The sequence below is a fragment of the Azorhizobium caulinodans ORS 571 genome (genome assembly GCF_000010525.1).
GTDB lineage: Bacteria > Pseudomonadota > Alphaproteobacteria > Rhizobiales > Xanthobacteraceae > Azorhizobium > Azorhizobium caulinodans.
This window is the reverse complement of record NC_009937.1, coordinates 507,571-534,309: the sequence shown is the minus strand read 5'-3', so window position 1 is coordinate 534,309 and position 26,739 is coordinate 507,571. Positions and strand designations below refer to the sequence as shown.

General features: G+C 67.5%; 22 protein-coding genes. 9 read left to right on the top strand and 13 right to left on the bottom strand.

From position 1 onward, the window contains the following. The first annotated feature begins 75 nt into the window (after positions 1-75). Positions 76-765, top strand: coding sequence for a DUF2848 domain-containing protein (locus tag AZC_RS02420; RefSeq protein WP_043878804.1), 690 nt, complete (start codon positions 76-78; stop codon positions 763-765). A gap of 1 nt (position 766) precedes the next feature. Further along, entirely contained in the window at positions 767-1,444 is a 678-nt protein-coding gene (locus AZC_RS02415; RefSeq protein ID WP_012169006.1) for a GntR family transcriptional regulator, read from the top strand. Positions 1,445-1,475: 31 nt separating this feature from the next. On the opposite strand, the gene AZC_RS02410 is transcribed toward AZC_RS02415, so the two are convergent. Next, entirely contained in the window at positions 1,476-1,682 is a 207-nt protein-coding gene (locus tag AZC_RS02410) for a YdcH family protein (RefSeq protein WP_012169005.1), read from the bottom strand. Between the two features lie 159 nt (positions 1,683-1,841). Here AZC_RS02410 and AZC_RS02405 point away from each other — a divergent pair, with 159 nt between their 5' ends. Together AZC_RS02405 and AZC_RS02400 are read left to right on the top strand one after the other, a co-directional pair. Then, positions 1,842-2,021: a YdcH family protein gene (locus tag AZC_RS02405; RefSeq protein ID WP_043878803.1), complete on the top strand. Its 180-nt coding sequence runs from the start codon at positions 1,842-1,844 to the stop codon at positions 2,019-2,021. Positions 2,022-2,434: 413 nt separating this feature from the next. Then, positions 2,435-4,246, top strand: a complete 1,812-nt coding sequence (locus AZC_RS02400; RefSeq protein ID WP_012169004.1) for an ABC-F family ATP-binding cassette domain-containing protein — start codon at positions 2,435-2,437, stop codon at positions 4,244-4,246. A 67-nt stretch (positions 4,247-4,313) separates the two neighbouring features. Here AZC_RS02400 and AZC_RS02395 read toward each other — a convergent pair whose 3' ends face one another. The 8 genes from AZC_RS02395 to AZC_RS02360 form a co-directional block, all read right to left on the bottom strand. Continuing rightward, on the bottom strand, positions 4,314-5,087 hold the full coding sequence (locus AZC_RS02395; RefSeq protein ID WP_012169003.1) for a fumarylacetoacetate hydrolase family protein: 774 nt from the start codon (positions 5,085-5,087) through the stop codon (positions 4,314-4,316). A 38-nt stretch (positions 5,088-5,125) separates the two neighbouring features. Beyond that, positions 5,126-5,332 (bottom strand): YqaE/Pmp3 family membrane protein, encoded by a 207-nt coding sequence (locus AZC_RS02390; RefSeq protein WP_043878802.1) that lies wholly within the window; start codon positions 5,330-5,332, stop codon positions 5,126-5,128. A gap of 347 nt (positions 5,333-5,679) precedes the next feature. After that, entirely contained in the window at positions 5,680-6,930 is a 1,251-nt protein-coding gene (gene frc, locus AZC_RS02385; protein ID WP_012169001.1) for a formyl-CoA transferase, read from the bottom strand. 399 nt (positions 6,931-7,329) lie between these two features. Beyond that, positions 7,330-8,610, bottom strand: coding sequence for a formyl-CoA transferase (frc, locus tag AZC_RS02380; protein ID WP_012169000.1), 1,281 nt, complete (start codon positions 8,608-8,610; stop codon positions 7,330-7,332). A 134-nt stretch (positions 8,611-8,744) separates the two neighbouring features. Next, complete coding sequence (gene oxc, locus AZC_RS02375) at positions 8,745-10,484, bottom strand: oxalyl-CoA decarboxylase (RefSeq protein ID WP_012168999.1); 1,740 nt, start codon at positions 10,482-10,484, stop codon at positions 8,745-8,747. A gap of 98 nt (positions 10,485-10,582) precedes the next feature. Then, positions 10,583-11,284: a GntR family transcriptional regulator gene (locus tag AZC_RS02370; RefSeq protein ID WP_043878801.1), complete on the bottom strand. Its 702-nt coding sequence runs from the start codon at positions 11,282-11,284 to the stop codon at positions 10,583-10,585. 270 nt (positions 11,285-11,554) lie between these two features. Further along, positions 11,555-12,553 (bottom strand): Bug family tripartite tricarboxylate transporter substrate binding protein, encoded by a 999-nt coding sequence (locus AZC_RS02365; RefSeq protein ID WP_043879937.1) that lies wholly within the window; start codon positions 12,551-12,553, stop codon positions 11,555-11,557. Positions 12,554-12,795: 242 nt separating this feature from the next. Next, complete coding sequence (locus tag AZC_RS02360) at positions 12,796-13,647, bottom strand: IclR family transcriptional regulator (RefSeq protein WP_012168996.1); 852 nt, start codon at positions 13,645-13,647, stop codon at positions 12,796-12,798. Between the two features lie 284 nt (positions 13,648-13,931). Between AZC_RS02360 and AZC_RS02355 the strand changes: the two genes are divergently transcribed. Then, entirely contained in the window at positions 13,932-14,993 is a 1,062-nt protein-coding gene (locus tag AZC_RS02355; RefSeq protein ID WP_012168995.1) for a 2-dehydropantoate 2-reductase, read from the top strand. 680 nt (positions 14,994-15,673) lie between these two features. After that, positions 15,674-16,255, top strand: coding sequence for a YqaA family protein (locus AZC_RS02350; protein ID WP_043878800.1), 582 nt, complete (start codon positions 15,674-15,676; stop codon positions 16,253-16,255). Positions 16,256-16,345: 90 nt separating this feature from the next. On the opposite strand, the gene AZC_RS02345 is transcribed toward AZC_RS02350, so the two are convergent. Together AZC_RS02345 and gltB are read right to left on the bottom strand one after the other, a co-directional pair. Continuing rightward, complete coding sequence (locus AZC_RS02345; protein ID WP_043878799.1) at positions 16,346-17,770, bottom strand: glutamate synthase subunit beta; 1,425 nt, start codon at positions 17,768-17,770, stop codon at positions 16,346-16,348. Positions 17,771-17,983: 213 nt separating this feature from the next. After that, positions 17,984-22,675 (bottom strand): glutamate synthase large subunit, encoded by a 4,692-nt coding sequence (gene gltB / locus AZC_RS02340; RefSeq protein WP_043878798.1) that lies wholly within the window; start codon positions 22,673-22,675, stop codon positions 17,984-17,986. Between the two features lie 430 nt (positions 22,676-23,105). On the opposite strand from gltB, the gene AZC_RS25650 reads away from it, so the two are divergent. Further along, positions 23,106-23,702 carry a hypothetical protein gene (locus AZC_RS25650; protein ID WP_043878797.1) on the top strand — a complete coding sequence of 199 codons (597 nt, stop codon included), beginning with the start codon at positions 23,106-23,108 and terminating at the stop codon, positions 23,700-23,702. Positions 23,703-23,776: 74 nt separating this feature from the next. Here AZC_RS25650 and AZC_RS02330 read toward each other — a convergent pair whose 3' ends face one another. Together AZC_RS02330 and AZC_RS02325 are read right to left on the bottom strand one after the other, a co-directional pair. Beyond that, positions 23,777-24,463: a DsbA family protein gene (locus tag AZC_RS02330; protein ID WP_043879936.1), complete on the bottom strand. Its 687-nt coding sequence runs from the start codon at positions 24,461-24,463 to the stop codon at positions 23,777-23,779. Between the two features lie 125 nt (positions 24,464-24,588). Next, the gene (locus tag AZC_RS02325; RefSeq protein WP_043878796.1) at positions 24,589-25,068 is read right to left on the bottom strand and encodes a DUF721 domain-containing protein; all 480 of its coding nucleotides are present in this window, start codon (positions 25,066-25,068) and stop codon (positions 24,589-24,591) included. 75 nt (positions 25,069-25,143) lie between these two features. On the opposite strand from AZC_RS02325, the gene mutY reads away from it, so the two are divergent. Continuing rightward, positions 25,144-26,265, top strand: coding sequence for an A/G-specific adenine glycosylase (mutY, locus tag AZC_RS02320; RefSeq protein ID WP_012168987.1), 1,122 nt, complete (start codon positions 25,144-25,146; stop codon positions 26,263-26,265). A gap of 156 nt (positions 26,266-26,421) precedes the next feature. Further along, the gene (locus AZC_RS02315) at positions 26,422-26,712 is read left to right on the top strand and encodes a hypothetical protein (protein WP_043878795.1); all 291 of its coding nucleotides are present in this window, start codon (positions 26,422-26,424) and stop codon (positions 26,710-26,712) included. Positions 26,713-26,739 lie beyond the last annotated feature (27 nt).

Sequence of the window (26,739 nt, the reverse complement as noted above, 5' to 3'; positions counted from 1 at the left end):
CGGGCGGGACCGGCAGCGCCCTCTCTCCCCTTGCTGCCGGTCCCACTTCTTTTTCCGCGTACTCAGGAAGCGAACATGACGGGCACCGCCCTCACCTTCACCATCCATGCCGACGGCCGCAGCTTCGAGGAAACCCTGCTGATCCGCACGGCGGTCATCGCCGGCTGGACCGGCCGCGACAAGGTCGCGCTGGAGAAGCACATCCACGAGCTGGAAGAGCTCGGCGTGCCGCGTCCCGCCTCCACCCCGATCTACTACCGCGTCTCCGCTGCCCGCCTCACCACGGCCGGCGCCATCGAGAACACGGGCCCGGATTCCTCCGGCGAGATCGAATTCATGATCGTGCTCGCCGACGGCAAGCGCTATCTGGGCATCGGCTCCGACCATACGGACCGCAAGGTCGAGACCTACAACATCACGGTCTCCAAGCAGATGTGCGACAAGCCGGTGGCATCCGAGCTGTGGTCCCTCGACGAGGTGCTGCCGCACTGGGACAGCCTGATCCTGCGCTCCTATGCCGTCATCAACGGCGAGAAGGTGCTCTATCAGGAAGGCTCGGTGAACGCGATGCTCCCCCCGGAGGAGATCCTCGGCGGCTTCCCGGCGGCCGATCTCAAGGGCGGCTCGGTGATGTTCTGCGGCACGCTGGCGGCCATCGGCGGCATCCGCCCGGCCGAGCGCTTCGAGTTCGAGATCGAGGACCCGATCCTCAAGCGCACCATCCGCCACGGCTATGACGTGGCCGTGCTGCCCGTGGTGGGCTGACATGCTGGAACGCGGCGCCTCCTTCCGCTCGCTTGAAGCCGAAGCGGCGCCGCGCTCGCTGCGCGAAGAAGCCTATGACATCATCAAGCAGCGCATCATCCGCGGCCTCTACCGGCCGGGAGAGGCGCTGAGCGAGGCGGTCGTCTCGTCCTCCCTGAGCCTCGGGCGCACGCCCGTGCGACAGGCCTTCGACCGGCTCATGCGGGACGGGCTCGTGGAGGTGCTGCCGCGCAAGGGCATCATCGTGCGCCCCATCACCGCCGACGAGATCCGCGACATGGTGCACGTGCGCCTCCTCAACGAGGGCTTCTGCGCGCGGCTCGCCGCCGAGCGGGCGGACCAGGCGGTGCTCGGCGTCCTCAACGACACACTCGACCAAAGCCACAAGGCGGCCCGCGACAGCGACATCGAGACGCTCATGGTGCTCGACCGGCGTTTCCACGCGGCGCTCGCCAGCGCGGCCGGCAATGCGGTCCTGAGCGACATCCTGAGCAACCTGCACGACCGCTCGCAGCGGGTGTGGTTCCTCTCCCTGCGCGAACACCAGCACCACGCACGGGTGGTGGAGGAGCATGCCGGCATCGTCGCCGCCATTTCCGCCCGCGACGCAGAAGGCGCGGAGGCGGTGATGCGCGCGCACATCCTGTCGTTCGCGGAAAACCTCAGCCGGCAGCTCTGAGCCACGCCGCGCTGCGGACGCCGCCGCGCGATCACGCGATGATGTCTGGAAACAGCTGATCCTCAAGATGTGATATGCGGTCCTTGAGCTGCAGTTTGCGCTTCTTCAGCCGCTGAATCTGCAACACGTCGGAGCCGGTCACGGAGGTCAGAGCCTCGATGGCCGAATCCAGATCCCGGTGTTCCTGACGCAGGCGTTCCAACAACGCCGTCAGTTCCCGCTCGTCCTCACTGGTCATTCCGTTCCGCCGCGCCCCGCTGAAGCCGAGAACCTTTCGAATAACGCACGGCCTTGCGCACCTGCAAGCGGCCATCCGTCTCAGTCGCTCCCGTGACAGTCGACTCTTTGCCGTCTCCATGACAGGATGACCTTCGTTGCAGACAGGGAGACGCCAAGAATGTCCGTCCAGTCGCACTTGCAGGAGCTGCAGCGTCGTCACGCAGCCCTTGAGTCGGAAATCCACCGCGAGATGGCCAGCCCGGCCGCCGATCCCGCCAAGCTTGCGGAAATGAAGCGCAAGAAGCTGGCTCTGAAGGATCAGATCACCAAGCTTCGCGGCGAAGCTACCCTCCACTGATCATCCTCATCGCAAACGGCGTGGGGTGCTGAGCCCCACCAGCCGCCCCTCGGGCGCGTGCGTCCCGTCGGCGGAAGGCGGCATGATCGGCCTCAGTAGAGGCTGATCGTCCCTTCCTCGGCGAGGTCGTTCGCCCGAAAGGCGGCGTCATGCGCTCCTGCCGCGTTCGACGGATCTCGTCCGGTGGTTCGCGGTTCAGGTGCGGGCAGCGATCGCCCGGAAGGATCGCGGACCTCCTGCAAACCGGCCGGCAGTCGGTGGCCATGGTCCGCGCGCTTCGGGGAGATGCCTACCCGCGCCGGGGCGCGGTCGTTTGAAAGGATGCGCGCGGGTGAAGCCGTGCGAGCAGCAGGACAGGCGGTCCTGCGGAGACAGCCTTTGCGTTCACGCGCAAGGAAGGCTAATTCCGCGCCATGGCTCCTCCTCTCGTCCTGCTGCAAGACATTCACCTGCGCTTTGGCGCGACGCCTCTCCTCGACGGCGCGGAGCTTTCCGTGGCCCCGGGCGAGCGTTTGTGCCTCGTGGGCCGGAACGGCTCGGGCAAGTCCACGCTGCTGAAGGTGGCGGCGGGCCTGCTGGAGCCGGATGATGGCACGCGCTTCTTCCAGCCGGGCGCGACCGTCCGCTATCTGCCGCAGGAGCCGGATTTCACCGGCTTCGCGACCACCTTGGCCTATGTGGAAGCCGGTCTCGGGCCGGGCGACGACCACTATCGCGCCCAGTATCTGCTGGAGCAGCTCGGCCTGACGGGTCAGGAAGACCCGGCGCATCTGTCTGGCGGCGAAGCCCGCCGGGCGGCTTTGGCGCGCGTCATCGCGCCCGAACCGGACGTCCTCATGCTGGACGAGCCGACCAACCATCTCGACCTGCCCGCCATCGAGTGGCTGGAAAGCGAGCTGAAGAGCCTGCGCTCGGCCCTCGTGCTGATCTCCCATGACCGGCGCTTCCTCGAAAACCTCTCCCGCGCCACCGTCTGGCTCGATCGCGGCACCACGCGACGGCTCGATCAGGGCTTCGGCGCCTTCGAGGCCTGGCGCGATCAGGTGCTGGAACAGGAAGAGACCGAGCGCCACAAGCTCGACCGCAAGATTGTCGCGGAGCTGGATTGGCTGCGCTATGGCGTCACCGCCCGGCGCAAGCGCAATGTCCGCCGCCTCGGCGACCTGCACGCCATGCGCAAGGACCGCCGCGAGGTGCGCCGCGCCCAGGGCAATGTGAAGATCACCGTCACCGAGGCGGAGACCTCCGGCAAGCTGGTGATCGAGGCGAGGGCCATCGCCAAGGCCTTCGACGGCGTGAGCGTGGTGCGCGACTTCTCCACCCGCATCGCGAGGGGCGACCGCATCGGCATCGTCGGCCCCAACGGCGCCGGCAAGACCACGCTGCTCAAGATGCTCATCGGCACGCTGAAGCCGGACAGCGGTTCGGTGAAGCTGGGCTCCAATCTGGAAATCGCCTCGCTGGACCAGAAGCGCGCCGCGCTCCGCCCCGAGACCACGCTGCGCGATGCCCTCACCGGCGGGGGTAGCGATACGGTGATGGTCGGCGGCCAGCCCAAGCACGTGATGGGCTATCTGAAGGACTTCCTCTTCACGCCCGAGCAGGCCAATTCGCCCCTCTCCGTGCTCTCGGGCGGCGAGCGCGGCCGGCTGATGCTGGCACGTGCGCTGGCCCTGCCGTCTAACCTGCTGGTGCTCGACGAGCCGACCAACGATCTCGACCTTGAGACGCTGGACCTCTTGCAGGAGATGGTGGCCGACTATCCGGGCACGGTCATTCTGGTGAGCCATGACCGTGACTTCCTCGACCGTACCGTCACATCGGTGATCGCGGCGGAGGGCGATGGCGTCTTCTCCGAATATGCCGGCGGCTATTCGGACATGGTGAACCAGCGCGGCCACGGCGTGGAAGCCAAGGCCAAGGCGAAAGCCGAGGGCAAGGCGTCCCCGGCCGCGGCGCCCGCTGCGGGCAAGCCGAAGGAGACCAAGCGCCGCCTGAGCTTTGCGGAAAAGCACGCCCTCGAAACCCTGCCCAAGACGCTGGACAAGCTCAGGGTAGACGCGGCGGTGCTGGAAAAGAAGATCGCCGACCCGAACCTCTATGCCAAGGACCCCGCCGCCTTCGAGAAGGCGAGCACCGCGCTCGGCAAGATCCACGCGGACATCGAGGCGGCCGAGGAAGAATGGCTGCGCCTCGAAATCCTGAAGGAAGAACTGGGGGGCTGAAGCTCCTTACCTCAAGGCTTGCGGACCGCGCGCAGCCCCCCCGCCCGCGGTCCCGCCAACACGGCGGCTACTGCACGAAGATGGTGCGCAGCGTGCCGATGCCATCGATGCTGACGTCCACCTCGTTGCGCGGCTCCTTCATGGAGCCGACGCCGATGGACGTGCCGCAGGCGATGAGATCTCCCGGATTGAGTGTCATGTCCTGCGACAGCAGCGCCACCAGCTTCGCCGGCGGGAAGATCATGTCTGAGAGCGGATAGTTCTGCCGCTCGGCGCCATTGAGCACGGTGCGCACGCTGGCCGTGGCGGGATCGAGATCGGTGACGATCCAGGGGCCGAACGGACCGTAGCCGTCGAAGCCCTTCGCCCGCGCCCACTGCGGGAAGGTGGGATCCTTGTTCAGGATGTCGGCCGCGGTCAGATCGTTGACGATGGTGTAGCCGAAGATGTGTTCGGCCGCCTCGTCCTCGCTGATGTTGCGGGCGGTCCTGCCGATGACGATGCCGAGTTCGCCCTCATAGACCGTCTTGCCCGAATAGGCCGGCGGGCGGCGCACTTCGGCATCGGGGGCGGCGACCGTCGTGGTGGACTTCAGCAGATAGAGCGGCTCGGCCGGCTCGGCCACGTTCAGCTTGGCCGCAAGGCCGTGGAAATTGTTCCACAGCGCGATGATCTTGGTGGGATCGCAGGGCGCGGCGAGTTGCGCGCCCGCGAGCGGGCGGGTCTCGCCTGTCGGCTGCGCCGCGCCGAACATGTCGCCCGAATGCACCGCGATCTGGTCGCCCTCGACGCGGCCGAAGCCCGTCGCCGCACCATCCGTGAACCGCACCCATTTTGCCATGATGTCCCTCCCGTGGCGCCCGCCGCGGGAGAGCGGCGTCAGCGCGTGCGTTGGCCGTTGAGGCTCGCCATCAGCTCGCGATGCCGGCGTTCCTCATTGTCGTTGTTCACAACCACCACCGCCCAGATGGCCGCCGGCAGCCAGCCGATCAGCGTGATCTGGAGCACCAGGCACAGGATCCCCTGAAAGATCCGGCCGCGCAGCATGAGCGCCAGCCAGGGGAGCAGCACCGCAATCGCAATCATCCTTCCCTCCTGCGCCGCGCGAGCGCGCGGCCCCCTCAACATGGGATGGCAGGCGGAACTTTGCGAGAGGGCCCCTGCGGCAGGCGCCCACAGGATGCGGGCGGCAGACGGTGCGATGGTCGGTGAGTGATGGGGTGCCCTGAGGGCGGAAAAGTCGGGCGCGGCGCCTCAGGCAGCCGGCAGGCCCGTGCCCCGCGCGGAAAACCCGTCGCGCCGGGGTCGAACAGGATCGGATACAGGCCGGTCCGCGCGGTCGCTGCGTCCCGGAAGAAAAGGCCCGCCGCTATCGCGGCGGGCCGAACGCGGGGCCGGCCGGGTCCATCGACCCGGTCGGCCGGATGCGCCAATCAGACCGCGCGCGCCTCGTGCAGGGCCTTGATCTGCTCGGGGGTGTAGCCGAGGTCGGCCAGCACTTCGTCGGTGTGCTCGCCCAGCAGCGGCGAGCCGGTGATTTCCACCGTCATGTCCGAGAACTTGATGGGCGAACCGACGGTGAGGTACTTGCCGCGCTGCTTGTGATCGACTTCCACGATGGTGCCGCTCTCACGCAGGGACGGATCGTTGGCGATCTCCTTCATGGTGAGCACCGGCGCGCAGGGGATGTCGAACTTGCGCAGGATGTCCACCGCCTCGAACTTGGTCTTGTCCGCGAGCCAGGCCTCGATGAAGGCGAAGATCTCGAAGATCTTGTCCTGACGGGCTTCCGCCGTGTTGTAGGCCGGATCGTCGATCCACTCTTCCTTGCCGAGGGCGCGGCAGATGGGGGCCCAGGCATGGCCCTGGATGGTGAAGTAGATGTAGGCGTTGGGATCGGTCTCCCAGCCCTTGCACTTCAGCACCCAGCCGGGCTGGCCGCCGCCGCCCGCATTGCCGCCGCGCGGCACGACATCCGAGAAGGTGCCGTGCGGATACTGCGGATACTCCTCGAGGTAGCCGACGCGGTCGAGGCGCTGCTGGTCGCGCAGCTTCACGCGGCAGAGGTTGATGACCGAGTCCTGCATGGACACGGCGACCTTCTGGCCCTTGCCGGTCTTGTTGCGGGCGTGCAGCGCCGTGAGGATGCCGATGGCGAGGTGCATGCCGGTGTTGCTGTCACCGAGCGCAGCCGCCGAAACGGTGGGCGGGCCATCCCAGAAGCCGGTGGTGGAGGCGGCGCCGCCAGCGCACTGCGCGACGTTCTCGTACACCTTCAGGTCTTCATAGTGGTGGCCGTCGGAGAAGCCCTTCACCGAGGCGACGATCATGCCGGGGTTGAGCTCCTTGATGTGCTCCCAGGTGAAGCCCATGCGGTCCAGCGCGCCGGGACCGAAGTTCTCCACCAGCACGTCGCTCTCCTTGATGAGCTTCGTGAGCACTTCCTTGCCCTGGGGGGTCTTGGTGTCCAGGGTGAGCGAGCGCTTGTTGGAGTTCAGCATGGTGAAGTAGAGCGCGTCGGCGTTGGAAATGTCGCGCAGCTGGCTGCGGGTCACGTCGCCAGCGCCCGGACGCTCCACCTTGATCACGTCAGCGCCGAACCAGGCCAGCAGCTGCGTGCAGGCGGGGCCGGCCTGCACATGGGTGAAGTCGATGATCTTGATACCCTCGAGTGGCTTCGACATGTGCATTCTCCCTTTCAACGTCTTGCTTCGCGCCTCGCGCGGAAGCGAACTGCTGGCGTCACGACTCTTCTGATGGCAGCAAGCGGATCGGGCCCATTGCGGAAGAGAACGGATCGCACCGGACAAGGCCACTACTGGGGTTGGCTTAGCCGAACTCGACGTCTCATCTCGCAAGCGGGCCCGCGCGCCGCCGGTCTGCCGCCCTGGAGGCTGACCGGATCAGCCTGCCGCGGACGGCGGACCCGCCTCCCGCCCTTGAGGGACAGGCCGGCCGGGCCGTTCCGAAGGGCGCCCCGTTGATCCGGAGGTCATCCGGCGAAGCGCCCCAAGGTCCTCTTCGTGCGGGCTCGCGCCCGGCGGCACCCGTCCTTGCGGCGCGGGCACCAGAACGTTCGGCGCCTATTCGGCCGCCTGGCGCACGGGGCTCAGCCCCACCGCGCCGGAATGCTTCACTTCCGCGATGCGGTCGGCATCGAAGCCGAGCACGGTCGCGAGAATTTCCTCCGTGTGCTCGCCCAGCAGCGGCGAGCGCTCCACCGGCACGTCGTTGTCCGACAGCTTGATGGGGTTGCCGACGGTGACATAGGCGCCGCGCACCGGATGCTCGACCTCCACCAGCGTGCCGGTGGCGTAGAGCGAGTCGTCCTCGATGATCTCCTTCATGGAGAGGATCGGGCCGCACGGAATGTCGTACTGGTTGAGGATCTCCATGGCCTCGAACTTGGTGTGGGCCATGGTCCAGGCTTCGATCCGCGTGAAGATCTCATTGAGATGCGGCAGGCGCGCCGCGGCCGTCGCGTAGTTCGGATCGGTCTTCCAGGTCGGCTCGCCGATCACGTCGCAGATCTTCTCCCAGACCGGGGCCTGGGTGATGAAATAGAGATAGGCGTTGGGATCGTGCTCCCAGCCCTTGCACTTCAGGATGCGGCCGGGCTGGCCGCCGCCGCTGTCATTGCCGGCGCGCGGCACCGCGTCGCCGAAGGGCACGCCCTCGCCGAACTGGCTGTACTCGCGCAGCGGACCGCGGGAGAGGCGCTGCTGGTCGCGCACCTTCACGCGGCAGAGATTGAGCACGCTGTCCTGCATGGCCGCCAGCACCTTCTGGCCGCGGCCGGTGTGCTCGCGCTGATAGAGGGCGGTGACGATGCCGAGCGCGAGGTGGAGGCCCGTGCCGCTGTCGCCGATCTGCGCGCCGGTGACCATGGGCAGGCCGTCGCGGAAGCCCGTGGTGGACGCCGCGCCGCCGGTGCACTGGGCAACGTTCTCATAGACCTTGCAGTCCTCGAACGGACCGGGGCCGAAGCCCTTCACGGACGCGAGGATGATGCGGGGATTGATTTCCTGCAGGCGTTCCCAGGTGAAGCCCATGCGGTCGAGCGCGCCGGGAGCGAAGTTCTCCACCAGCACGTCGCACACCTTCACCAGATCCTCGAGCACCTTCTTGCCCTCGGCGTTCTTGGTGTCGAGCGTGATCGAACGCTTGTTCGAATTCAGCATGGTGAAATAGAGGCTGTCGGCATTCGGCACGTCGCGCAGCTGGGTGCGCGTCACGTCGCCCTCGCCGGGGCGCTCCACCTTGATCACGTCGGCGCCGAACCAGGCCAGCAGCTGCGTGCAGGTGGGGCCCGACTGAACGTGGGTGAAATCGAGAATGCGGACGCCGTCTAACGCCTTGCCCATGGCTTCCCTCATATCCTTTCCGCACGCGCCTTAAGCAACGCTTGGGTGTTCGTTGGTCAACGCGGGGGAGAGGAAGGCGGGGCCCGAAGGTCCCGCCCGGGGTGACTTGAAGTCGTTTCAGACCGAGTGTGCGCTCACTTCTTGCGCACCACCACGCTCTGCGGGTTGAGGCTGCCGATGTTGCCGCTCTCGCTGCCCGCCGCCGGATCGATGACGGCGTTGATGAGCGTCGGCTTGCCACTGTCCATGGCGGCGCTGACCGCGCGATAGAGCTCGTCGGGGGTGGTGACGTTCACGCCCACGCCGCCGAAGGCTTCCATCATCTTGTCGTAGCGGCTGTCCTTCACGAACACCGTGGTGCCCGGATCGCGGCCGGTCGGATCGGTGTCCGTGCCGCGGTAGATGCCGTTGTTGTTGAAGATGACGATGGTGACCGGCAGGTCGTAGCGGCAGATGGTCTCTACCTCCATGCCGGAGAAGCCGAAGGCGCTGTCGCCTTCCACCGCCAGCACCGGCTTTCCGGTCTCGACGGCCGCCGCGATGGCGAAGCCCATGCCGATGCCCATCACGCCCCAGGTGCCCACGTCCAGGCGCTTGCGCGGCTGGTACATGTCGATGATGCCGCGGGCGAGGTCGAGGGTGTTGGCGCCCTCGTTGACGAGGATCGCGTCGGGACGCTCGGCGATGACCTTCTTCAGCGAGCCGAGCGCGCCGTGGAAGTCCATCGGGGAGGAGTTCTTGAGAAGCTTCGGCGCCATCTTGGCGATGTTGGCTTCCTTCTTGGAGCGGATCGACTCGATCCAGTCCGCGGGCGGCGCCTGCCAGGAGCCGTCGATCCGGTCGAGCAGGGCGGAGACCACCGAGCCGATGTCACCCACGAGCGGGGCGGCGATCTCGACGTTGGAGTCCATCTCCTTCGGCTCGATGTCCACCTGGATGAACTGCTTGGAACCGGGCTCGCCCCAGGTCTTGCCCTTGCCGTGCGAAAGCAGCCAGTTCAGCCGGGCGCCGAGCAGGATCACCACGTCGGAGTCCTTCAGCGCGGTCGAACGCGCGGCGCCGGCGGACTGCGGGTGGGTGTCGGGCAGCAGGCCCTTGGCCATGCTCATGGGCAGGAAGGGAATGCCGCTCTTCTCGACGAAGGCGCGGATTTCCTCGTCGGCCTGGGCATAAGCGGCGCCCTTGCCGAGGATGATGAGCGGGCGCTTGGCACCCTTCAGCAGGTTGATGGCGCGATCCACAGCCGCCGGGCCGGGGATCTGGGCCGGGGCCGGATCGATGACCTTCACCAGCGATTTCTCGCCGGCGGCGGCATCCATCACCTGCGAGAAGAGCTTCGCGGGCAGGTCGAGATAGACGCCACCGGGACGGCCGGAAACGGCCGCGCGGATGGCGCGGGCGACGCCGATGCCGATGTCGGCCGCATGCAGCACGCGGAAGGCGGCCTTGCAGAGCGGCTTGGCGATGGCGAGCTGGTCCATCTCCTCATAGTCGCCCTGCTGCAGGTCGACGATCTCGCGCTCGGAGGAGCCCGAGATGAGGATCATCGGGAAGCAGTTGGTGGTCGCGTTGGCGAGCGCGGTCAGGCCGTTGAGGAAGCCCGGCGCGGACACCGTGAGGCAGACGCCCGGCTTCTTGGTGAGGAAGCCGGCGATGGCGGCGGCGTTGCCCGCATTCTGCTCGTGGCGGAAGGAGACGACGCGGATGCCTTCGGCCTGCGCCATGCGCCCGAGATCCGTGATCGGGATGCCCGGCACGCCGTAGATGGTCTCGATGCCGTTGAGTTTCAGCGCATCGATGACAAGATGGAAGCCGTCGGTCAGCTCCTGCTGGGCATCGGCTTCGGTTTCGACCCTCTGTGCAACTGCGGACATTCCGCGTCCTCCCGGATGTTCTTCGGATACCGGCTAAAAGCGATCTCAAAGCGTCGGGCGCCGGCGGACCGGCGGACCGTCAAAGGCCGCAACGGCCTCTATTCTGGAAACTGGCCGTGCTTCTCCACGAGAGCGGCGAGCGCCATCGTGTGCTCGCGCACCAGGCGCTCGGCGCGCTCGGGGTCGCGCGCCTCGAGCGCATCGATGATGGCCATGTGCTCCTGCATGGAGACGTCGGAGCGGTTGTCCTGCTGGATGGAGACCGTGCGAATGGCCCGCATGTGCAGGAACAGGTTCTCGGTCATGTCCACGATGAGCGCGCTGCCGCCCATGCGGATGATGGCCTGATGGAAGGCGATGTTCGCCTTGGAATATTCGGGCACGTGCGCGGCCGGGCGCTCGGCCTCGAAATCGTTGAAGAGCCTGCGCAGGGACGCGAGGTCCGCCGCCGTCGCACGGGTCGCGGCGAGGCGCGCCGCCATGCTTTCCAGCGCCGCCCAGACGGTGATCATTTCCACCAGCTGGCGCTTGGTCTTGCGCACCACGAAGATGCCCCGCCGGGGGACAGACCGCACGAAGCCTTCTTGCTCCAGCACAGTCATGGCTTCGCGGATGGGGGTCCGGCTCACGCCGAGATCCTCGGAGAGCTGACGCTCGTCCAGCCGGATATCGGTGTTGCTGCCGTAAATGTCCATTTCCGTAATGGCCCGCTTAAGAGCATCATAGGCCAAGGCGCGCAGGCTCGAACTCGCCCCGAGGGGTTCGACATTGAGCTTGGGCGTGTCTGCGACCTGATCCACGAGCCCTGTTCCCTTCCCTGTGGCGGCGCCTTCTGTCGGGCGTATGCCGTCGGTGAAATACTGTGTACTGTATGCTAGCAGAGCACGCAATCCCTGGGCGCCGCGGAAAAAATTGCGCGGTGCAGCAAAAATCCAGCGGGGACGGGCAGTTGCGGGGATCGGGGCCGCCCGGCTGAGGCCATCACAGCCTCGGGAGGGACCCGCGGCCCCTCCCCTAGATGCCTCTGAACGTGGGCAATTGTTTCAGAGAGGCCGAATGCGGCCGACGCCTCAGCGGACGATGAAGCCGGCGGTTTCCATCAGCGAGCGGTGGCTGTCCGCCGCCTTGCTGAGCCAGGTCTTGTAATCATTGCCGGTGAGGGCGCTCGTGTTGAAAGCGCCGCGCTGCATGAACTCCTTCCACTCGGGCGTCTCGCGCACCCGGCGGAACAGTTCCACATAATAACCGACCTGATCGGCGGTCAGGCGCGGCGGGCCGAAGATGCCGCGCAGCATCAGATATTCGATATCGAGACCGGCCTCCTTGCAGGTGGCGATATCGGCCCACGAGGTCTGGCCGACCACGGGCTCCTTATAGGGCAGGCGCTCGTCGTCGAAGACGCAGAGCGGTCTCACCTCGCCGGCCCGCCACTGCGTCACAGCCTCGATGGGATTGTTCACGGACGCGGTGATCTGCCCCTTCACCAGCTGGGTCGCCACGTCTCCACCGCCCTTGTAGGGCACGTAGATGAAGCGGCCACCGGTCTTCTGCTCGATGGCGGCGGTGATGATCTGGTCTTCCTGCTTGGAGCCGGTGCCGCCCATCTTGAATTCGGCACCGGGGGGTGCCGCCTTGAGGGCGGCGACAAAGCCCGCCACGTCGCTGTAGGACGCCTTGGCGTTCACCCAGAGGATGAACTCGTCCAGCGCCAGCATGGCCACCGGGGTCAGTTCGTCCCAGCGGAAGGGCGCGCCGGTGGCGAGCGGTGTGGTGAAGACGTTGGACAGGCTGATCAGGATCTTGTGGGGGTCGCCCGCTGCGCCCTTCATCTCCAGGAAGCCCTGCGCGCCCGCCCCGCCCGGACGGTTCACCACCACCAGGGGCTGCGCCATCAGGCCATGCTTCTGGATGATTCCCTGAATGACCCGCGCCATCTGGTCGGCGCCGCCGCCGACGCCCGCCGGCACCACCAGTTCCACGGTCTTCGTCGGCTGCCAGGCCTGAGCCGCCGCGGGCGCAAGACAGAGTGCGGCGAGCGCGCCCAGGGACCATCGGTGGAGACGACGCATGAGAGCGCGGGACATTCGGCTTTTCCTCCCGGTCACGTCCACCCTCTGTCCGGGGCGGATCGCAGGCCGCCGGAAAACCTCTCCGATGGCCGCCCGGAAGCCTAAACGCTCCCCTCCACGGGATGCAACGCCCGCGGGCGCGCCCTTTACTGCCAATCGTCAAAAGAACGGTGGGATTGAACCGTGCCCACAGGAAAAGACGATGTAACGGCCGAGAGCATCAATGACCGTTGAGCACATAGTCAGCGATATGTCGCGAAATCCGGCGGCAAAGTCTCGTCGGCGCCGGAATACAGGCGCGTCATCTGGTCGGCGGCGGCGGTGATGAGGCGTCCGAGCCGGGCGACGCGATCGTCCGTCATGCGGCCGGAAGGACCGGAGACGGACACCGCCCCGATGGGTTCGCGCCATTCGTTGTAGATGGCCGCCGCCACGGCCCGCATGCCGGTGGTGTGCTCCTCATTGTCCACCGCATAGCCGCGCTCGATGATCTGGGCGATGTCGTCCATGAGGGCGCGCTCGGTGCGGTGGGTGCGCACGCCCAGCGGCTCGTAGCGCACCTGCGCCAGCAGCGCGCCGCGGAAGGCGGGGCCGGCGGCGGCGAGGATGCTCTTGCCGGCGGCGGTGGCGTGGAGCGGGAGCCGCTGGCCGAGGCGGAAGAAGGCGCGCACGCTGGCATGGCCTTCCGCCTGCCCGACCACCACCAGTTCGGCGCCGTCGAACATGGAGAGGTTCACCGTTTCGTCCGCATCATGCAGCAGGCGGCGGATGACCGGGCGGCCGATGTCCGGCAGCTTGCGGATGCGCAGATAGGCCGCGCCGATGCGGAAGAGGCCGAGGCCGACGGTCCACAGGCCCGTCTCCGCGTCATGATTGACCAGTTGGCGCTTCTGGAGCGTCGCCAGCAGGCGATGGGTCGTGGAGGCCGGCAGTTCCGCGCGGCGGGCCACGTCCGTGAGGCTCATGCCGTCGGCTTCGGCGAGGATGCGCAGGAGATGGATCGCCCGGTCCAGCGACTGGACCTCGGCGCCTCCGTCCGGCGACGTGGAGGCCGGACGTCCGCGACGGCGGGGGGCAAGATCCGTATCGGGCATTCAGGGCTCCAGGCGAGCGGCCGGCGTGCCGCCGACGGGGCTCAACTTCTGCCGCCAGCGCTGATTTTGCAAGGGCGCGCGGCCGTTTCGCACAGCCGGAAATGCCGTTGCGGAAGACGAGGGCGGCCCGGCTTTTAAAACGATTTTTCCGACAGGTGCTGCATTTTTCCACGTGACGGAAATTAATCTCACGGCTATCCTCTTATTCATCGGCTTCGAAGGCCGCGTCCGCGTCACGCGGTGGCATACAAAATATTCCATTCAAAAGACGAGGAGACGCTGGAATGAAGGTGTGCATCTATGGGGCAGGGGCCATCGGCGGCTATCTCGGCGTTCAGCTGGCCAATGCCGGCGCGGAGGTCAGCCTCGTGGCGCGTGGTGCCCATCTCGAAGCCATGCGGCAGAACGGCGTGAAGCTCCTCATCAACGGGGAAGAGCGCGTCGCCCGCGTGAACGCCAGCGATGATCCGGCGGAGCTCGGCCCGCAGGATTACGTCTTCATCTCCCTCAAGGCCCATTCCGTCCCCGGCGTGGTGGAGCGCATGCGCCCCCTGCTCGGCAACGACACCAGCGTCGTCACCGCCGTCAACGGCGTGCCCTACTGGTATTTCTACAAGCACGGCGGGCCGCTGGAAGGCCGGACGCTGGAGAGCATCGATCCGGGTGGAAAGCAGTGGGACGTGCTGCGCCCCGAGCGCGCCATCGGCTGCATCGTCTATCCCGCCACCGAAGTGGTGGAGCCCGGCGTCATCCAGCACATCTACGGCGACAAGTTCCCCATCGGCGAGCCGTCCGGTGAGCGCACAGAGCGCATCCAGCGCCTGAGCGATCTCATGAATTCCGCCGGCCTGCGCGCGCCGGTGGTGGATCACATCCGCGACGAGATGTGGCTGAAGCTGTGGGGCAACCTCTGCTTCAACCCCATCAGCGCCCTCACCAACGCCACCCTCGAAGTGATCGCCGCCGATCCGGACACCCGCTCGGTGGCCAAGGCGATGATGCTGGAGGCACAGGAGATCGCCACCCGTCTCGGCGTGAGCTTCCGTGTGGACGTGGAGCGCCGCATCAACGGCGCCGGCGCGGTGGGTGCGCACAAGACCTCCATGCTCCAGGATCTGGAGCGCGGGCGCCCCATGGAGATCGATCCGCTGGTGACCGTGGTTCAGGAAATGGGCCGCATGGTGGATGTGCCCACCCCGACGCTCGACGTGGTTCTGGCCCTCGTGCGCCAGCGCGCCGCCACCGCCGGCATCGGCGATCATCTGTCGACCCCGCCGCTCACCGCGGCCGACCTGCGGGCGGCGGACCTTCATGCCTCCACGGGCAAGATGGCCGCGCGGCACTGAGATCTGCCGGAGGGCCTGCCCTCCGGCGACGCCTTACACCTCCAAGCCAACTGCGCCGGCACTCCTTCGGGGGGCCGGCGTTCTTTTTGGTCCGGGAGGCTGTCGCGATGTCTGGGATGAGGTTTTGCCGCGCCCGCGCGCCCAAACCTTATCCCAGCCCGTCCGCGCCAGGGAGATCCCCGGCGCCGAAAGCTGGATTGAGCGTCCCTCACTCGGAGGCGGAGACGATCGGCGGCGCGCCATGGTTGGTGCCGGCGCTCAGGGCGACACCGGTCAGCACATAGCCCAGCACGAGAACGGCAAAGACGGCGATACGCTTCAGCATGGGAGATCTCTTCGATAAGGGGTTGGGGCCGCAGGACGCCCGCTTCGGCGCACCGTCCCACGGAAGCGTTGGCAAGACGTTAACGTCTCCTTCATGGATGGGGCGTCGGCCGCCTCATCTTCGCGACGGTTAATGCACAGTCCCGCCACACTGTTCCCGCGGGCGTCGCATTAAGCTTGATCTCCGGTAAACGGCAGCGCCCGCCACGCATGGGAGCCTTGCCCGGGGCGCTGGACAGGGCGCACGCCCCCGTCTAGAGCCTGACCCCGGAACCCATGCGCCGGGCTGCCGCCCGCCCGCACGTGCCATGCCCGCACCGGCTTTCGCCGGCCTGACCTCCAGCCCTGATGTCTCCATGATCCGCAAGCTCTATGACTGGGTGCTCGCCTATTCGGCGCGTCCGTCCGCTCCCTGGGCGCTCGCCATCGTTGCCTTTGCGGAAAGCTCCATCTTTCCCGTGCCGCCCGACGTGCTGCAGGTGCCCATGTCGCTGGCGCGGCCGGACAAGGCCTGGCGCTATGCGCTGATTGCCACCATCGCCTCGGTGCTCGGCGGCCTCGTGGGCTATGCCATCGGCGCCCTGCTCTATGACAGCCTCGGCCTGTGGCTCATCAATCTCTATGGCTATGGCCAGAAGGTTGACGCCTTCCGCGCCGCCTATGCCCATTACGGGCACTGGGTGATCCTGCTGAAGGGCCTCACGCCCATTCCCTACAAGCTCGTCACCATCACGTCGGGCTTTGCGGACTACAGCCTGTTCTGGTTCGTCGTCCTCTCGGTCATCACCCGCGGTGCCCGCTTCTTCCTGCTGGCCGCGCTGCTGCACTATTTCGGCCCCGCCGCCCGCGACTTCATCGAGCGCCGCCTCGGCCTCGTGACGCTGGGCCTTCTGGCCATCGTGGTGCTGGGCCTCGTGGCGGCGGCCTATCTAGTCTGAGGAAGCGCCGCGCCGGGCCCGGAACGCACCATCGGAAATGCAAACGGCCGGGCAAACGCCCGGCCGTTTCGTTTCAGAAGGTGCCGCAGGTCAGCGCGGCAGGGTGGTGGTGCCCATGAGGGCGAGGTCAATGGCGTGGGCCGCCTGACGGCCCTCGCGGATGGCCCAGACCACCAGCGACTGGCCGCGCCGCATGTCGCCCGCCGCATAGAGCTTCGGCACGGAGGTCTGATAGTCCGTGACGTTCGCCTTCACATTGCCGCGCCCGTCGAGATCCGCGCCCGACTGCTCCAGCAGGCCCTCATGGATGGGGCTCGCGAAGCCGATGGCGAGGAAGACGAGATCGGCGCGCAGCACGAATTCCGTGCCCGGGATCGGCTGGCGCTTGTGGTCGACGCGGGCGCACTTCACGCCGGTCACGCGGCCGTTGCGCCCCTCGATGCCGAGCGTGGCGCAGGCGAACTCGCGCTCGGCGCCCTCGGCCTGCGAGGACGAGGTGCGGAACTTGGTCGGCCAGAAGGGCCACACCGCCAGCTTGTTCTCCTTGACCGGCGGCACCGGGCGGATGTCGAGCTGGGTGACGGAGAGCGCGCCCTGGCGGAAAGCGGTGCCCACGCAGTCGGAGGCGGTGTCGCCGCCGCCCACCACCACCACATGGCGGCCGGAAGCCAGCAGCGGATGCTCGCGGCCGGTGTCCTCATGGCCCACGCGGCGGTTCTGCTGCACCAGATAGGGCATGGCGAAATGCACGCCTTCCAGCTCCTGGCCCGGCAGCTTGGGATCGCGCGGGGCCTCGGCGCCGCCGGCGAGCAGCACCGCGTCATAGCTGTCGAGCAGTTCCTGCACCGGCTTCGTCACGCCCACATTGACGCCGTAGTGGAAGGTCACGCCCTCCGCTTCCATCTGCGCCACGCGGCGGTCGATGTGGTGCTTCTCCATCTTGAAGTCCGGGATGCCGTAGCGCAGCAGGCCGCCGGCCTTGGGCTCGCGCTCGAAGACGTGCACGTCATGGCCGGCACGGGCGAGCTGCTGGGCGGCGGCAAGGCCTGCCGGGCCGGAGCCGACCACGGCGACGGAACGTCCGGTGCGGTGGGCCGGGGGCTCGGGCTTGATCCAGCCCATCTTCCACGCCTTGTCGGCGATGGACTGCTCCACGGTCTTGATGGTGACCGGCATGTCCTCGAGGTTCAGCGTGCAGGCTTCCTCGCACGGGGCGGGGCAGACGCGGCCGGTGAACTCGGGGAAATTGTTCGTGGAGTGGAGGTTGCGGGCCGCTTCCTCCCACTCGCCATTATAGACGAGGTCGTTCCAGTCCGGGATCTGGTTGTGCACCGGGCAGCCGGTGTCGCCATGGCAGAACGGGATGCCGCAATCCATGCAGCGCGCCGCCTGGTTGCTGACTTCCGTCTCCGGCAGCGGCAGGGTGAACTCGCGGAAATGGCGAATGCGATCGGACGCCGGCTGATACTTCTGATCGTGCCGATCGATCTCCAGGAACCCCGTGACCTTACCCATCAGACACCCCTCCGCGGAGCCTCGTCGCGCGCACCGCGCCGCAGCTCCCATTACAAGAATTGTTCCAGCTTGAGGACTCTCGACCCGTCACTTTTTGCGCACGCCAGCCCTTTCGCCGGCGCGGGGCGCAAATGAAGGTTCGGGTCGGAGGCGACTTCCGGCATCCGTGCCGGAAGAGAGGGCCGCGCGCGAGGGCGCGGCCCGTCGTTCGGCTTACTCCGCCGCCTGGAGGCGTTTCTCCATCTCGCGGAGCGCGCGCCGGTATTCGACCGGCATCACCTTCACGAACTTGGAGCGGTAGTCCGCCCAGTTGTCGAGGATCGTCTGCGCCCGCTGCGAACCGGTGTAGTGCAGGTGCTTCACGATCAGCTGGTGCAGGCGTTCCTCGTCGTGACGGGACATGTCGCCCTGCACGTCGATGCGGCCCTTGAACTCCAGGTCGCCGCCATGGTGGTGGAGGCGTTCCAGCAGGTCCTCTTCCTCTTCCACCGGCTCGAGATCGACCATGGAGAGGTTGCAGCGCTTGGCGAAGCTCTTGTCCTCGTCCAGCACATAGGCGACGCCGCCGGACATGCCGGCCGCGAAATTACGCCCGGTCTGGCCGATGACGACGACCACGCCGCCGGTCATGTACTCGCAGCCGTGATCGCCCGTGCCTTCAACGACGGCAATGGCGCCGGAATTGCGCACGGCGAAGCGCTCGCCGGCGACGCCGCGGAAGTAGCACTCGCCCTCGGTGGCGCCGTACATGACGGTGTTGCCGACGATGATCGAGTTCTCCGCCACGATGGCGCTGGTCTCGGCCGGCTTCACGATGATGCGGCCGCCCGAGAGGCCCTTGCCGACATAGTCATTGGCCTCGCCCTCAAGGTTGAGGGTGATGCCCGCCGCGAGGAAGGCACCGAAGGCCTGGCCGGCGGTGCCCTTCAGGTTCACCTCGATGGTGCCGTCAGGCAGGCCCGCATGGCCATAGCGCTTGGCGACCGCGCCCGAGAGCATGGCGCCGGCGGAGCGGTCCACGCTGCGGATGGCATGGTCGATCACCACCTTCTCGCCCCGCTCCAGCGCCGGCTCGGCCTTGGCGATGAGGGTGCGGTCGAGCACGTGCTCGATCGGGTGGTGCTGGCGCTCCGTGTGGCGGACGGAAACCGTCGGCGGCACCTGCGGCACGGCGAAGATGCGGCTGAAGTCGAGGCCCTTCGCCTTCCAGTGGTCGATGGCGGGCTTCTGGTCCAGCACGTCGGCGCGGCCGACCATCTCGGCCACCGTGCGGAAGCCAAGCTGGGCCATGATCTCGCGCACGTCCTCGGCGACGAAGAAGAAGTAGTTGATGACGTGCTCGGGCGTGCCCTTGAAGCGCTTGCGCAGCACCGGGTCCTGGGTGGCGACGCCAACCGGACAGGTGTTGAGGTGGCACTTGCGCATCATGATGCAGCCGGCCGCAATCAGCGGCGCGGTGGAGAAGCCGAACTCGTCCGCGCCGAGCAGCGCGCCGATGACCACGTCCCGGCCGGTGCGCAGGCCGCCGTCCACCTGCAGGGCCACGCGGCCGCGCAGACGGTTGGCCACCAGCGTCTGCTGGGTTTCGGCAAGGCCCATCTCCCAGGGCGAACCCGCGTGCTTGATGGAGGTGAGCGGCGACGCGCCCGTGCCACCCTCGAAGCCGGAGATGGTGATGTGGTCCGCGCGCGCCTTGGCAACGCCGGCCGCCACCGTGCCGACGCCGACTTCCGACACCAGCTTCACCGACACGTCCGCATCGGGATTGACGTTCTTCAGGTCATAGATGAGCTGCGCCAGATCCTCGATGGAATAGATGTCGTGGTGCGGCGGCGGGGAGATGAGGCCGACGCCCGGGGTGGAGTGGCGCACCTTGGCGATAACCGCATCCACCTTGTGGCCGGGCAGCTGGCCGCCCTCGCCGGGCTTGGCACCCTGAGCCACCTTGATCTGCATCACGTCGGAATTGACGAGATATTCCGCCGTCACGCCGAAGCGGCCGGAGGCCACCTGCTTGATGGCGGAGCGGGCGCTGTCGCCGTTCGGCAGGGGCTTGAAGCGCTCGGCCTCCTCGCCGCCCTCGCCGGTGTTCGACTTGCCGCCGATCCGGTTCATGGCGATGGCGAGCGTGGTGTGCGCCTCGCGGGAGATGGAGCCGAACGACATGGCGCCGGTGGAGAAGCGCTTGACGATGTCGGCCGCCGGCTCGACCTCGGAAATGTCGATGGGCGCGCGGCCGAACTCGTGCGCTTCCTTGAGGCGGAAGAGCGAGCGGATGGTGAGAAGCCGCTTGTCCTGCTCGTTCACCTGATCGGCGAAGTCGCGGTAGCGGTCCTGCGCATTGCCGCGCACCGCATGCTGGAGCGCCGCGACGCTGTCGGGCGACCAGGCATGGTCCTCGCCGCGCATGCGGTAGGCATATTCGCCGCCCACATCGAGCGCGAGGCGATAGACCGGTGCGTCCGAGAAGGCGATCTGGTGACGGCGCACCGTCTCCTCGGCGATCTCGGCGAGGCCCACGCCCTCGATGGTCGAGGCGGTGCCGAAGAAATAGCGCTCGATGACGGCAGAGGAGAGCCCCACCGCGTCGAAGATCTGCGCGCCGCAATAGGACTGGTAGGTGGAGATGCCCATCTTGGACATCACCTTCAGCAGCCCCTTGTCGATGGACTTGATGAAGCGCTTGACGATCTCGGTGTCGTCCACCTCGTCCGGAATGTCTTCCAGGGCGAGCAGGGTCTCGAAGGCGAGATAGGGGTTGATCGCTTCCGCGCCATAGCCGGCGAGGCAGGCGAAATGGTGCACCTCGCGCGCCTCGCCCGTCTCCACCACAAGGCCCACGGAGGTGCGCAGGCCCTTGCGGATCAGGTGATGGTGCACGGCGGCGGTGGCGAGCAGCGCCGGGATCGGGATGCGGTCCGGGCCGACCATGCGGTCAGACAGGATGATGATGTTGTAGCCGCCGTGGACCGCCGCCTCGGCGCGTTCGCACAGGCGCTCCAGCGCGCCTTCGAGCCCCGCCGCGCCCTTGTCGGAGGGATAGGTGATGTCGAGCGTGCGGGTGTCGAACCGCTCCTCCATGAAGCCGATGGAGCGGATCTTCTCAAGGTCCTCATTGGTGAGGATGGGCTGGCGCACTTCCAGACGCTTGCGGCGGGCGGTGCCTTCGAGGTCGAAGATGTTCGGCCGCGGCCCGATGAAGGAGACGAGGCTCATGACCATCTCCTCGCGGATCGGGTCGATGGGCGGGTTCGTCACCTGCGCGAAGTTCTGCTGGAAGTAGTTGTAGAGCAGCTTCGAATTGTTGGAGAGCACGGGGATGGGCGTGTCGGTGCCCATGGAGCCCACGGCTTCCTGACCGGTAATGGCCATGGGGGCCATCAGCAGCTTCACGTCTTCCTGCGTGTAGCCGAAGGCCTGCTGGCGATCGAGCAGGGACACGTCGGTGCGCACCTCGCGCGCCTCCACGGGGCGCAGGTCCTCGAGCACGAGCTGCGTGTGCTTCAGCCAGTCCTTGTAGGGGTTGGCGCGGGCGAGCTCGGTCTTGATCTCCTCGTCGGGGACAAGGCGACCTTCCTTCAGATCCACCAGCAGCATCTTGCCGGGCTGGAGGCGCCACTTGGTGACGATCTTCTCTTCCGGGACGGTGAGCACGCCGGATTCGGAGGCGAGCACGATGGTGTCGTCGCTGGTGACGAGATAGCGCGCCGGGCGCAGGCCGTTGCGGTCCAGCGTGGCGACGATCTGGCGACCGTCGGTGGCGACGATGGCAGCGGGGCCGTCCCACGGCTCCATGAGGGCCGCGTGATACTCGTAGAAGGCGCGCCGCTCCTCATCCATGAGCGGGTTGCCCGCCCAGGCTTCCGGCACCAGCATCATGGCCGCATGGGCAAGGCCGTAGCCGCCCTGGGTCAGGAACTCGAGCGCGTTGTCGAAGCAGGCGGTGTCCGACTGGCCCTCATAGGAGATGGGCCAGAGCTTGGAGATGTCGGCACCGAACAGCTCGCTGTCGACGGAGGCCTGGCGGGCCGCCATCCAGTTCACGTTGCCGCGCAGCGTGTTGATCTCGCCGTTGTGGGCGACCATCCGGTAGGGATGGGCCAGCGGCCAGGCCGGGAAGGTGTTGGTGGAGAAGCGCTGGTGCACGAGGGCGAGCGCGCTCTCGAAGTCCGGATCGTGCAGGTCCGGGTAATAGGCGCCGAGCTGGTCGGCGAGGAACATGCCCTTGTAGACCAGCGTCCGGCAGGAGATGGACACCGGATAATAGCCGGCGGTGCGCGGGTCCTTGGCGTCATAGATGACGTTGGAGATCACCTTGCGCATGACGAACAGGCGGCGCTCGAAGGCGTCCTCGTCCATCTGCGCCTCACCGTGGCCGATGAAGATCTGCTCGTGGTTCGGCTCGGTCGGCAGAACGCTCTCGCCGAGCGAGGAATTGTCGGTGGGCACGGTGCGCCAGCCGAGCAGGACGAGGCCCTCTTCCGCCACCACGCGCTCGAAGGCGGCGCGCACGATCTCGCGGCCCTCGGCGTCGCGGGGCATGAAGATGTGGCCCACCGCATACTGGCCCGGCTCGGGCAGTGTGAAGCCGAGCTTCTCGGCCTCCTTGGCGAAGAAGCGGTGCGGGATCTGCACCAGCATGCCGGCGCCGTCGCCGGCGCGCGGGTCGGCGCCCACGGCGCCGCGATGCTCCAGATTCAGCAGGATCTGGATGCCGTCCTGAATGATCTTGTGGGACTTGCGGCCCTTGATGTCGGCGATGAAGCCGACGCCGCAGGAGTCCTTCTCGTGCGCCGGGTCGAACAGGCCGAAGGCTTCCGGGCGACCCGCGATCGCCGGGTCTTTGGCGTTAGCGGCACCAAGAGCCACATTTGCCGTCCCGATGCTGCGATCCACGTTGGTCATTGTCCCAGGTCCTCTCCTTGAGTCCGGCATTCGCCGATCCAGACATCCCATTGTCCTCGCGCAGGCGCGCGCACGCTCAACCTGAACGCACGCCAACTACGCTGAAGGGGACGCCGATAGGGCAGTAGGACTGCCCTTTCTTTCGAAACATGACAGAAAAGCGGCACGCCCACAAGCACGCTGATGCGCATGAGCCATGTCGACGCTGCATAAATTGCGCAGCCGCCGTCCCGAGCGCAACAACGGTACGAAGAATAGCCCTCCCACGCAACGCTATTGCGAACATGCGATTTCCGGTTCCCCGGTGCGGCAGGCTGGCGGCTTTCACCGGCTCGCGCGGCACGCCGACGCAGGCCGCACGCCCGCCAGCCTCCGGCAATCCTCATGATCGAGAGTGCGTGCCGTTTGGACACCTTCCGGGGGAAAGGTCATGACACCCGCCCGCATTCCGGGGCCGCGCCTCGTCGGCGCCGGCCTCATCGCGGCACTCGTGCTCGTCGCCAGCACCGTTCCGGCGGCCAATGCCGCGGAACGGGGTGTCACCTTCGCGCCCTCGGGCGGGGGGGGATATGGCGGCTATGGCGGCGGATGGAGCGGCGGCGGTGCCCAGCCCGGTCCCCCCGGCCCTCCCGGACCGCCCGGCCCCAACACCGGCATCTGGCTCCAGCCGGACATCAGCGTGCCCATGCCGCCGGACCAGAACCCCATGCCGCCCGGTGCCCCGCTGATCCCGCCTGACCAGATTCAGGCCATCGTCAGCGGTGCCGGCTATGCGCGGGTCGGCACGCCGCAGCTCTCGCAGGGCTATTATTACATGAAGGCCAGTTCCGCCGCCGGCGACGTGATGCTGGCCGTGGATGCGCGCTCGGGCCAGGTGGTCTCCTCCCGCCCCATTCCCTCGACGCCCCGCCCGCCGGTGGTGGACAGCGGCTCGCTCATCGGCAACGGCTCTCTCATCGGCACGCCGCCCCCCACCGTTCCGCGCGGCCCGCTGGCGCCAGATCCCAACAATCCCGACGGCGAATGACCGGCGGGCAGGCCGCAAACGAAAAAGGGCGGGTGCCGCGGCACCCGCCCTTTTCGCATCCGGACCGGAACGGCTCACTTGCCCTGGAGCAGGGGCGCCAGTTCCTTGTCGAGGTCGGCGATGGAGATCGCGCCGGCGATCTTCTTGCCGTTGATGAAGAAGGTCGGGGTCGAATCGACGCCCAGTTCCTTGTTGCCGTACTGGGCGCTCGCCTGAACCTTCTCAGCGAGATCCTTGTCGGTGAGGCACTTCTCGAAGTCCGCCTCACTCATGCCCGCCTGCTTGGCGACGGTGAGCAGGCCGGCGGCCGGATTGTTGCCGAAGGCCCAGGAGCGCTGGGTCTCGAACAGGGTCTCGACCATCGGGAAGTACTTGTCGTCAGGCACGCAGCGCGCCAGCATGAAGGCGGCGGTGGAGACCGGATCGAACGGGAACTCGCGCAGGATGTAGTACACCTTGCCGGTGTCCACATATTTCGTCTTGAGCGTCGGGAAGGTCTGCGTGGCGAAGGCGGCGCAGTGGCTGCAGGTCATCGAGGCATATTCGATGATCGTGACCGGCGCCTTCGGATTGCCGAGCGCCTTCACCGGCAGGGGGCTCGCGGCAGGCGCCGTGAGTTTGGCGTCTTCGACGGTCTGCGCGGCGGCCGGGGAGATGAGATCGACGGACACGCCCAGAAGACGGGCGAGCGGCAGGCCCACGCCGCCGGCCAGGGCAAGGAGGCCGACCCCTTCGAGGAAACGGCGACGATGAAGCAACATGAAGGTCTCCGGGAACATTCGGCGCAGACAGGATCGCGCTAACATGGCAGAGGTGCGGCGGCCAACCCCTTCCCATTCACCTTTTCCGGCGCACGCTTCGGACGACCTGCCGGTGCGGCCGTGGGTCAGCCGCCGCCGCGCTCGCGCCGCACCAGGGCACCCAGCCGCGTCAGCGCGCTGGTGAGAGCCTCGTCCTCGCCCGGTGGAACAAGGCGCCGCGCCGCTTCCAGCTCGCTGGGCGCCGGCTCGGGCACGCGGGGCGGCGGCCCGCTGCGCCGGGGCACCGGCCCCTGCCGCAAGGCGAGACGGCCGACGCAGCGCCAGCCGAAATAGGCATTGATGCGCTCCACCACGACCGGGGCCGCATATTGCAGTTCGATGGCATAGGCCCCCTCCACCCGCACGATCAGGGTTGCGGGCTCGGTGCCCTGCCGGTTCGGCCACTGCATCTTCAGCGGCAGGGTGCGCGGGGCGAGGTCCGGCCCCACGATCTCGTCCCAGTGGGTGACGATCTCGACGATGGAAAAGCCCGCGCGGCCCAGCGCCTCGGCAATGCTGGGGCCGACGAGATCGGCGAGCAGATGGGCCTGCTTCGGCTTGCGCATGACGAACCGCTGTTCTCCAAAACCACCCACGGGAAGGGCCTTGCCCCGGCCCGCGGCAGACGGCACGGTGCCGCCATGACCGCCCGCGCCACCGCCGCCAAGCCGACCGCCCCGACGCCCGCCGCCACGAAACGGCAGGCCCCCAGGTCCAGCACCGCCCCCGCCCCCTCGGCCCTGTTGGCCTGGTACGACCGGCACCGGCGCCGCCTGCCCTGGCGGGCGGAAGCGGGACGCACCGCCGATCCCTACCACGTCTTCCTGTCGGAGATCATGCTCCAGCAGACGACGGTGAAGGCGGTCGGGCCCTATTTCACCGATTTCCTGCGCCGCTGGCCCACCGTGCGGCATCTGGCGGAGGCGCCGCTGGAAGAGGTGCTCTCGGCCTGGGCGGGGCTCGGTTATTACGCGCGCGCCCGCAACCTGCACGCCTGCGCCAAGGCGGTGGTGGCGCGCCACGGCGGACACTTCCCGGCCGACGAGGCAGCCTTGCTCGACCTGCCGGGCATCGGCCCCTATACGGCCGCAGCGATCTCCGCCATCGCCTTCGATCTGAAAGCGAGCCCGGTGGACGGCAATATCGAGCGGGTGGTGAGCCGCCTGTATGCGGTGGACGAGCCGCTGCCCAAATCGAAGCCCCGCATCAAGGCGCTGGCCGCGGCGCTGACGCCGGAGCGGCGGCCCGGCGATTTCGCGCAGGCCATGATGGACCTCGGCGCCACCATCTGCACGCCACGCAGCCCCGCCTGCCCGCTCTGTCCCTGGATGGAGCCCTGCACCGCACGGGCGGAGGGCGATCCCGCCCGTTACCCGGTGAAGGCGCCGAAGGGCGAGAAGCCAAAGCGTGAGGGCATCGCCTTCCTGATCGTTCGGGCGGACGGCGCCGTGCTCCTGCGCACCCGCCCCGACAAGGGACTGCTGGCCAAGATGACCGAGGTGCCCTCAACCCCTTGGGGCGCCAGACCCGAAACCCCGGCGACCCACGCTCCGCTGGCGGCACGGTGGCGGCCGCTGCCCGGCGCGGTGGAGCATGTCTTCACCCACTTCGCCCTCACCCTGTCCGTGCTGCGGGCCGATGTGCCGGCGCGCACACCGGCGCCCGATGGCCATCGCTGGGTGCACCCTTCCGGATTTGACCGCGAGGCCCTGCCCTCCGTCATGCGCAAAGTGCTGGCGCACGGGCGGATCGGCGAGGGCTGAAGGAGCTTAAACGCCGCAGAACGGATCTGGATTACTGCTCGATCCGGGATAATGAGTTTCGCAAACGGCCGATTATCCGCAGGACCGAAAGGGCTATCTCTTCCCTCGAAACGGAGCGGCGCTGACGCCGCCCGACACCGAACAAGGAAGACTCCCATGCGCAACCTGTCTTATGCCGCTCTTGCCCTCGTCGCCGGCCTGTCGCTGACCAGCGTCGCCCAGGCGGACGAATACACCACCCAGGAAGTCCGCGACCAATATGCGGTCGCCGCCGAGAGCGCCGCGCACAACCAGACCCTGCTGCCCTTTACCGCGCAGGCCACCGCCCGTACCGCTGCCTCCAAGGCGCAGGCCCCGGCCGCGACGCAGGACGCCATCGTCGGCCCCTTCTCGGACAAGGATGCCCATTCGGGCCCGGCCCACTTCGGCATTCCTTCCCGCCTGTGACCGTCCAGCAGTGAAGGCCGCGTAGCG